The following is a 7,725-nucleotide window of genomic DNA, read 5'->3' on the forward strand; positions in this document are numbered from 1 at the left end:
GTGAATGGCAGACTTGACCGAGATTTTCGTTTAGAAACCCATACCATACGAGGACTTAAGAAGATGAACGTGGCAGTCAGTATGAGTTTTTTGGTTATGATTGGTTTTGCGCTGTCAAAACTCAAAGCAGGACAAAGAGAGCACTTAGGCAGCTGGGTAGTTTAACCGTTCGAAAAAATTGCTGTAACTACAAGGAATTTTTGCGCCCTTTTTCGTGTATTTTCAAAAATCTTCTGCTTTCTAAGTTAGGAAGTAGTAGCTTTTTTATGAATGTAGACTTGTTTTTTTGAAATGGCGCAAACTCCTTAAGTGAAATAGTAACTACGGGAATGATTCATATCGTAATATATTGACTTTACAATATAACTTTCCTATGGTATACTATTCTTTGTGCGAAATAACAGCAGAAAAATATGAAGCTCGTCAACAGGTGGTTATCTATTCAAGTAACCTTTGCTGTTTAGGCGAAAACCCCCTGCACGAATCAGGATTTTTCAAACAGTTATTTCCTCAAAAAATTTAGAGGAGGACATGTAATATGTCACGTTATACTGGTCCATCATGGAAACAATCACGTCGCCTTGGTTTGTCACTTACAGGCACAGGTAAAGAATTGGCACGTCGTAACTACGTTCCAGGTCAACACGGTCCAAACAACCGTAGCAAACTTTCAGAGTATGGTCTGCAACTTGCTGAGAAACAAAAACTTCGTTTCTCATATGGTTTAGGTGAGAAACAATTCCGTAACTTGTTCGTACAAGCTACAAAAATCAAAGAAGGAACTCTTGGTTTCAACTTTATGGTTCTTTTAGAGCGTCGTCTTGACAATGTTGTATACCGTTTAGGTCTTGCAACTACTCGTCGTCAAGCACGTCAATTCGTTAACCACGGACACATCCTTGTTGATGGTAAACGTGTTGATATCCCTTCATACCGCGTTGAAGCTGGTCAAGTGATCTCAGTTCGTGAAAAATCAATGAAAGTTCCTGCAATCCTTGAAGCTGTTGAAGCTACTCTTGGACGTCCAGCTTTCGTATCTTTCGATGCTGAAAAACTTGAAGGTTCACTAACTCGCCTCCCAGAGCGCGATGAAATCAACCCAGAAATCAACGAAGCACTTGTCGTTGAGTTCTACAACAAAATGCTTTAATTTTAAGATTAAACTTACAAAAAGCCTACAACAGTGGGCTTTTTTTGTATCTCGTAACAAGTTTACTCTAATCTATGGTTTATAAAAAGTCATCAGTCTTACTAATGACTTGTAACAATAACACTTGCGTAAGGGGGACTATTTAGGTACTCGTAAGCATTTTGAGAACGAATTGTGTCATTTCTTGAGGTGATTCTTTTTTACCTTTTGCAATCCAACTTTGACAGACACCAAAAAAAGCATGCGCTAAGTAGATACTTCGGTATTCTTTTTCTGTTTGAGATAACTCTTCAGTACTGAATTTATCTTGTAAATCAGTGGTTATCAGAAGGCGAACTTTATTGATGATGAAGGTTTGTATTTCTTTGGTGCCGTTAGCAGATAAAAGGGAAGAGAGAAGCTGTTCTCTTTGGAGAAATTCAAAGACTTCAAGGAAGGCCTGTTCTTTATTTCGGTATTCTTTTTCAAAAATGTATTCTAACTTATGGAAAAAGGTTTGCTGGTAATAGTCAATCATTTCATATTTATCTTTATAGTGAGTGTAAAAACTCGATCGGCTAATACCAGCCATTTTAGCAAGTTTAATGGTTGTAATGTCATCAAAACTTTCGGTTTTTAATAGGGTAACCATTGCTTTTAGAATGGCTTGCCTTGTGTTTTCTTTTCGGTTGACCATTATCAGAATCTCCTTTTGAACACTTTTAGACATAATGTCCAAAAACGATGTCTTTTATCTTGTAAATTTTGATTTTACTTGTATAATATATTCTATCATAATTTTTGAACAGTATGTCCATTTTAGGAGAAAAAATGTTAGAAGAACTTAAAGCACTTATTAAAAATCCAAAATTAATCATTACAATGATTGGTGTGGCACTGGTTCCCGCCTTATATAATTTATCGTTTTTAGGATCAATGTGGGATCCTTATGGTCGTGTCAATGACCTTCCCATTGCTGTTGTTAATCAAGATAAGCCTGCAAAGATGGCTGATGAATCATTAACAATCGGTGATGATATGGTGGACAAGATGTCTAAAAACAAAGAGTTAGACTATCATTTTGTATCTTCAAAAAGCGCTCAAAAAGGTCTTAAAAAAGGTGATTATTATATGGTCATTACTTTACCCGAAGATCTTTCTCAGCGAGCAACAACCTTATTAAATCCTGAACCCCAAAAACTAACTATCCGTTACCAAACGAGTAAAGGACATGGAATGGTTGCTGCTAAGATGGGTGAAACAACGATGACAAAACTGAAGGAGTCTGTTTCGGAAAACATCACGAAGACTTACACCTCAGCAGTTTTTAGCAGTATGAAGGAGCTCCAATCAGGATTAAAAGAAGCCTCAACTGGAAGTCAAGCACTGGCTTCAGGAGTGAAGACCGCTCAGGCGGGGAGTCAAACACTTTCGACGAACTTAGCAGCCTTAACGGGTGCTAGCCAACAGTTTCAACAAGGTACTGGACGATTGACATCAGGTTTGACTACTTATACAGATGGTGTCAACCAAGTCAAGAATGGGTTAGGAACATTATCAACGGACATCCCCAATTATCTGAACGGGGTTTCTAGGTTATCCCAGGGAGCTTCTCAGCTTAATCAGGGTCTTTCACAGTTGACACAAGCAACAACACTTTCTGACGAGAAAGCTAAGGGAATTCAATCCTTAATTGTAGGGCTACCAGTCCTAAATCAAGGCATTCAGCAACTAAATACAGACCTATCAACATTGCAACCCCCTAACCTTAATGCTGATGAGTTAGGTAATAGCTTAGGAGCTATCGCTCAAGCAGCCAAACAAGTCATTGCTGAAGAGACTGCCGCTCAGAATGAACAACTATCGGCTCTCCAAGCTACTAACGTTTACCAATCATTAACTGCTGAACAACAAGGAGAGTTAGCTGCGGCCCTCAGTCAATCTGATAAAAGTCAAACCGTATCTGTAGCCCAAACTATTTTAAGTTCTGTTCAAACACTGTCAACAGGTTTACAAACTCTGTCCCAAGGAAATAGCTTAGCTCAATTAGACCAGCTTAAAGCAGCTGTTTCCCAGATTGCGAGTCAGTCTAACCAGGCTTTACCTGGAGCGAGTTCTGCATTATCTGGGTTGTCAACGGGGTTATCAAAGGTAAATGGTAGTTTAAATCAACAAGTTCTACCAGGAAGTAATCAATTGACAACAGGATTAGCACAATTAAACGGGTATAATACTGCCATTGGTTCTGGGGTAACAAAACTCTCAGAAGGAGCGACAGCTCTATCAACAAAATCAGGAGAATTATTGAATGGCAGCCAACAACTATCAGAAGGTGCAGGTAAACTAGCAGATGGTAGTTTCCAATTGAGTCAAGGTGGCAATCAATTAACAAGTGGATTGACAGAATTGTCAACAGGCTTGTCAACGTTAAACGGTTCTTTGGCCAAAGCTTCTCAACAGTTATCACTTGTTTCTGTACAAGATAAAAACGCTAGAGCAGTTTCAAAACCAGTTTTATTAAACGAAAAAGATAGGGATGATGTCAAGACAAATGGGATTGGTATGGCACCTTATATGATTGCCGTTTCTCTAATGGTTGTGGCCTTGTCAACCAATGTTATCTTTGCTAATTCTTTATCTGGTCGTCCAGTTAAGAATAAGTGGGATTGGGCCAAACAAAAATTGGTGATTAATGGGTTCATTTCAACTGTAGGTTCTATTATTCTTTACTTAGCTATTCAGCTATTGGGATTTGAAGCACATTATGGCATGAAAACCTTAGGTTTTATCATATTAAGCGGTTGGACGTTGATGGCACTTGTCACAGCCTTAGTTGGGTGGGATGATCGCTATGGTTCTTTTGCTTCTTTAGTTATGCTATTGCTTCAAGTTGGTTCTTCGGGTGGATCCTATCCCATTGAGTTAAGTGGGGCATTTTTCCAAACGTTACATCCTTTCTTGCCAATGACTTATGTGGTGTCTGGTTTGCGACAAACTATTTCATTGGATGGCAATATTGGACTTGAAATCAAAGTGTTAACAGGCTTTCTATTAGCTTTTATGGTGTTAGCACTGCTCATTTATCGACCTAAGAAAACTGTTTAAGGTTGAGTAAGTAAGACAAAAAAACAGCATCTCAAGTTATTATGTTAGATGCTGTTTTTTGTCTTATTGTTACAAGTGGTTGACAGTACTTTTTAAAGTTAATGGTTATTTTACAAGTGAGAGGCTATTTTAGAATAATATCTCCCTTGTTGAGTTCAACTGTCAAGCTTCCAGTAGCTTTCTCAGTATTAGCAGTGTAAGTAATGCTATCTGAAGTTGTTCCTTTATCAATTTTCGCAGGAGTAAGCAGTGGTCCAAGTGAGATTTTACCATCTTCGGTTTTTGTCTTATAGGCGGTCGTCTTTGGATCGGTCAAAGTTATGTCAACAGCAACATTACCACCACTAATAGTATTAGTGCCTTTAAGGGTAAGAGAATGAGCAGTGAATATAGCACCATTATCATTGGTTTCCTCGTTTTCTTGCTCACTAGTAACAGTGAAAGTCACATTTTCAAGGCTTGTTTCTTCGGCTTCAACCCCACCAGGAGATAGAGATTGGATGGTGACAGATTTAAGATTAGTATTTTTTGTGGTTAATTGTCCATGCCCTAAGCTAATCGTCCCATTTTCTAAACTAGAATTCGTAAGGCTTGACAACGAATAGTCGGCTTTCAACTCAAGATTGGCTAACAAGCTATCAGTAGCGTCAAATGTTCCAAAAACCTTCCCTTTCTTTATTCTAGTATTTAGAAGTGTCAGACCACCACTGAATTCAAGGTCTTGAACCGTTAAATCCGATATAGTGGCTTGAGGCATGCTTGAGCCTTTGAGCTCTTTAAGACTGCTACCTTTTGGAAGCGTTATGGTAGTGGTTCGGTAGTTGTGGTTGCGGTCACTTTTATTTAATCCAAACCCAATCAGTTCAATACCTCCGGTGATGATGACATCTCTGGGTTTTTCAGAAATATGAAGTGTCTCGTTCTCTATTTTAATTTCTAAAGGATCAATAAATTTAGGATGTGTGTAGTAGGTTATTGTTGGTTTTTTGACAGGCCCTGTTTCTACTGTAATAGTTGAAAAATTGGTATCAATATCAAGAGCTGTTACGTGATCAAATGTTTGGATAACCTTTTTAGGGGCTGTTTGGTGTTTAATGTCTTGAAGCCCGCCAGTTGCATAACCAGCTCCTAAAAGAATGGCTCCTAAAACAATACACACGACACTGATCATAAAACATTTGCGTGAGATATTTTTCATGCTTGAGCTCCTTTCTTGTGACTAATCCATTTAATAAAGGCAACGAAGGCACGTCCTGAAAAACGCAGGAGTGCCGTGGCAATAATCCAAATGAGAATACCACCACCAAAGCTCAGCAAGGCGCTACCAATTCCCATAGCCTGAGCAGGAAGAGATGAACCAAGTAAAGTCAAACTTTCAAAGAGGGTGATCCCTGCAACAAGTACCCCTACAAGGCCAAAAACATAGGCAGCAACGATGGCTGTTATTCCAGTCATGAGGCAAGCAATAATAAAGAGAATTAAAGCCAATAAAACCGGTAAAGCGATAGGCGCAGCAAAGAGTGCTAAAATAGCTAGCCCGACGATGGTTGCTCGCTTTTCAGGTGTTTTTTCAGGACTTGCCATGTGTTTTCCTAAAACAGTTGCGATGATTTCACTAGCGGCCTCTTTGGGGCTTCCTAAATCCTCGATAACTTGATTTTCTTTATCAGGACCAGCTTCATCAAAATATTCAATGTAATAATCCATAGCTTCATGGTAGTCTTCCCTAGGTAATTTTCGCAAGTATTTATCTAGTTCCGCTAGATATTCAGTCCTTGTCATGTCTCAAACTCCCTTCAATAATCCCATCTATGGCAAATGTATACTTTTGCCATTCTTTTTTTAGAAATAGTAGCTGTACTTCTCCAGAAGAAGTGATAGCATAATATTTGCGTTTACGTCCTTGATGCTCTTGACTATAAGTTGTCAAAAAACCCGCCTTTTCCAATTTTTTAAGAATAGGATAGAGAGTTGATTCTTTGATATTGGCGACCAATTTAATGGTTTGACTAATGTCATAGCCGTAAGAATCATTTTTTTCGACAATGGCTAAAATCAAAAATTCAATCAAGGTAGCCGATACTGGAAAATACATTTTGGGCTCCTCTCATGTATAAAATTTTTATATATAATTATTTTACACATTTAGTATAAGCTTACTTTTTTGATATGTCAATATTTTATATATAAAAAAATTATATATAAAATACCACTAATTAGGAGTAATGAGTTGACCAAAAAGTGAAGATTAGTTATGATGAAGATAAAGCTATCGGAAAGAATAATGAGGATGACGTTATGGAAGAGTTATTAAAACACTATCAAGCGAAACCACTAGGGGAAGAAAAGCGGTACGCTGTATTTTTACCTCTTATTGCTGTTAATGATGAATGGCATGTCTTATATGAAGTGCGAAGTCAACATATTTCTCAACCCGGTGAAGTAGCCTTCCCGGGAGGTAGAGTCGAAGGTCATGAAAGCCTCCAAGAGGCTGCTATTAGAGAAACAATGGAAGAATTAAATGTCGACTCCTCTCAGATTCAGCTTTGGGGAGAAATTGATTATTTAGTGCAGTCATCTAGAACCATTCACTGTTTCGTTGGACAACTATTAACAGATGACTGGAAGAGTATAGAGGCTAATGAAGAGGTTGACAGGTTGTTTACGGTCCCTTTACAACAATTACTTGCTACCGAGCCAGTTTTTTATCATCTTGAAGCTAGTCCTCTCAAAACTTCAGATTTTCCTTTTGATCGTATTCGTCATGGGAAAGATTACCAATTTAGCCAGCAGTACCGTAGTATTCCATTTTATGAAAATTTGGAAGAAACCATTTGGGGAATGACTGCTCAGTTTACCCACTGTTTTATTGAGATTTTAAAAAAATCAACGCAGGCAATTACCAAAAAGTAAAATAAGGTCATTCAGGATAACTTGCTTATTTGGGGAGGATAGTGTAAACTAAGAAAAATGATGATAGATTGAGGAAAATAAATGACTTCAGAAAAGAAGAGCTGTCGATGCAAGGGCAACTGTTGTTCCAAAAACAAAAAACAGGTAACGATTATTTCAGATCACTGTTTTAAAATTTTAGGAACAGGTGATGCTGAGTGTAAAGCTTTGGAAACTAACTTGCTTGAAGCTTGTAAAGCACTTCATCTGTTGGTATCTATTGTTTATGTTAGAGAGGCTGAAATCATTGCTCTATATGGCAATCCAGCTTCCCCAGCTCTTTTTCTGGATGATGAATTGGTTTCTTCAGGACAGGTTCTTTCAGTTGAAGAGATAAAAGAAATCATCTTAGTGAATATCTAAGATTACTAAAAGACAACAAAAAATAGATAGAATAAGCATTCTATCTATTTCAGACTGAAGACAAAGTCCTTAGAATCACTTTTCTAGGGGCTTTTCATGATATTTAGGAGTATAATATAAGAAAAAGGACTTGTGAGGTTCTCCTATGTTACACAAAGAAAAACCTGATTATAACC

The 7,725-nt window shown here is 37.9% G+C and carries 8 protein-coding genes; 4 read left to right on the forward strand and 4 right to left on the reverse strand.

Translation table 11 applies throughout. The features are described from left to right. The first annotated feature begins 538 nt into the window (after positions 1 to 538). Positions 539 to 1,150 (forward strand): 30S ribosomal protein S4, encoded by a 612-nt coding sequence (gene rpsD, locus ACYTR8_RS09760; protein WP_003053152.1) that lies wholly within the window; start codon positions 539 to 541, stop codon positions 1,148 to 1,150. 142 nt (positions 1,151 to 1,292) lie between these two features. Here rpsD and ACYTR8_RS09765 read toward each other — a convergent pair whose 3' ends face one another. Continuing rightward, on the reverse strand, positions 1,293 to 1,826 hold the full coding sequence (locus tag ACYTR8_RS09765) for a TetR/AcrR family transcriptional regulator (protein ID WP_003059589.1): 534 nt from the start codon (positions 1,824 to 1,826) through the stop codon (positions 1,293 to 1,295). Positions 1,827 to 1,960: 134 nt separating this feature from the next. Between ACYTR8_RS09765 and ACYTR8_RS09770 the strand changes: the two genes are divergently transcribed. Next, complete coding sequence (locus tag ACYTR8_RS09770) at positions 1,961 to 4,234, forward strand: YhgE/Pip family protein (protein WP_443597465.1); 2,274 nt, start codon at positions 1,961 to 1,963, stop codon at positions 4,232 to 4,234. A 124-nt stretch (positions 4,235 to 4,358) separates the two neighbouring features. On the opposite strand, the gene ACYTR8_RS09775 is transcribed toward ACYTR8_RS09770, so the two are convergent. From ACYTR8_RS09775 to ACYTR8_RS09785, 3 genes are read right to left on the reverse strand one after another with little or no spacing between them, the layout of a single operon-like run. Then, positions 4,359 to 5,432: a DUF4097 family beta strand repeat-containing protein gene (locus tag ACYTR8_RS09775; RefSeq protein ID WP_479642081.1), complete on the reverse strand. Its 1,074-nt coding sequence runs from the start codon at positions 5,430 to 5,432 to the stop codon at positions 4,359 to 4,361. After that, positions 5,429 to 6,016, reverse strand: a complete 588-nt coding sequence (locus tag ACYTR8_RS09780; protein WP_111717780.1) for a DUF1700 domain-containing protein — start codon at positions 6,014 to 6,016, stop codon at positions 5,429 to 5,431. Before ACYTR8_RS09780 ends, ACYTR8_RS09775 begins: the two co-directional genes overlap by 4 nt. Further along, positions 6,003 to 6,329 (reverse strand): PadR family transcriptional regulator, encoded by a 327-nt coding sequence (locus tag ACYTR8_RS09785; RefSeq protein ID WP_022555279.1) that lies wholly within the window; start codon positions 6,327 to 6,329, stop codon positions 6,003 to 6,005. Before ACYTR8_RS09785 ends, ACYTR8_RS09780 begins: the two co-directional genes overlap by 14 nt. A gap of 203 nt (positions 6,330 to 6,532) precedes the next feature. On the opposite strand from ACYTR8_RS09785, the gene ACYTR8_RS09790 reads away from it, so the two are divergent. Both ACYTR8_RS09790 and ACYTR8_RS09795 read left to right on the forward strand, forming a co-directional pair. After that, the gene (locus ACYTR8_RS09790) at positions 6,533 to 7,147 is read left to right on the forward strand and encodes an NUDIX hydrolase (RefSeq protein ID WP_111717977.1); all 615 of its coding nucleotides are present in this window, start codon (positions 6,533 to 6,535) and stop codon (positions 7,145 to 7,147) included. An 81-nt stretch (positions 7,148 to 7,228) separates the two neighbouring features. Continuing rightward, the gene (locus tag ACYTR8_RS09795; protein ID WP_111717778.1) at positions 7,229 to 7,549 is read left to right on the forward strand and encodes a thioredoxin family protein; all 321 of its coding nucleotides are present in this window, start codon (positions 7,229 to 7,231) and stop codon (positions 7,547 to 7,549) included. Positions 7,550 to 7,725: the final 176 nt, after the last annotated feature.

It is taken from the genome of Streptococcus sp. F2 (assembly GCF_056500955.1).

What these genes read in the sequence shown, in the direction of transcription:
- ACYTR8_RS09790 (WP_111717977.1), top strand. Translation starts at nt 6,533, where the DNA reads ATGGAAGAGTTATTAAAACACTATCAAGCGAAACCACTAGGGGAAGAA.
- ACYTR8_RS09785 (WP_022555279.1), bottom strand. Translation starts at nt 6,329, where the DNA reads ATGTATTTTCCAGTATCGGCTACCTTGATTGAATTTTTGATTTTAGCC.
- ACYTR8_RS09795 (WP_111717778.1), top strand. Translation starts at nt 7,229, where the DNA reads ATGACTTCAGAAAAGAAGAGCTGTCGATGCAAGGGCAACTGTTGTTCC.
- ACYTR8_RS09780 (WP_111717780.1), bottom strand. Translation starts at nt 6,016, where the DNA reads ATGACAAGGACTGAATATCTAGCGGAACTAGATAAATACTTGCGAAAA.
- ACYTR8_RS09770 (WP_443597465.1), top strand. Translation starts at nt 1,961, where the DNA reads ATGTTAGAAGAACTTAAAGCACTTATTAAAAATCCAAAATTAATCATT.
- rpsD (WP_003053152.1), top strand. Translation starts at nt 539, where the DNA reads ATGTCACGTTATACTGGTCCATCATGGAAACAATCACGTCGCCTTGGT.
- ACYTR8_RS09765 (WP_003059589.1), bottom strand. Translation starts at nt 1,826, where the DNA reads ATGGTCAACCGAAAAGAAAACACAAGGCAAGCCATTCTAAAAGCAATG.
- ACYTR8_RS09775 (WP_479642081.1), bottom strand. Translation starts at nt 5,432, where the DNA reads ATGAAAAATATCTCACGCAAATGTTTTATGATCAGTGTCGTGTGTATT.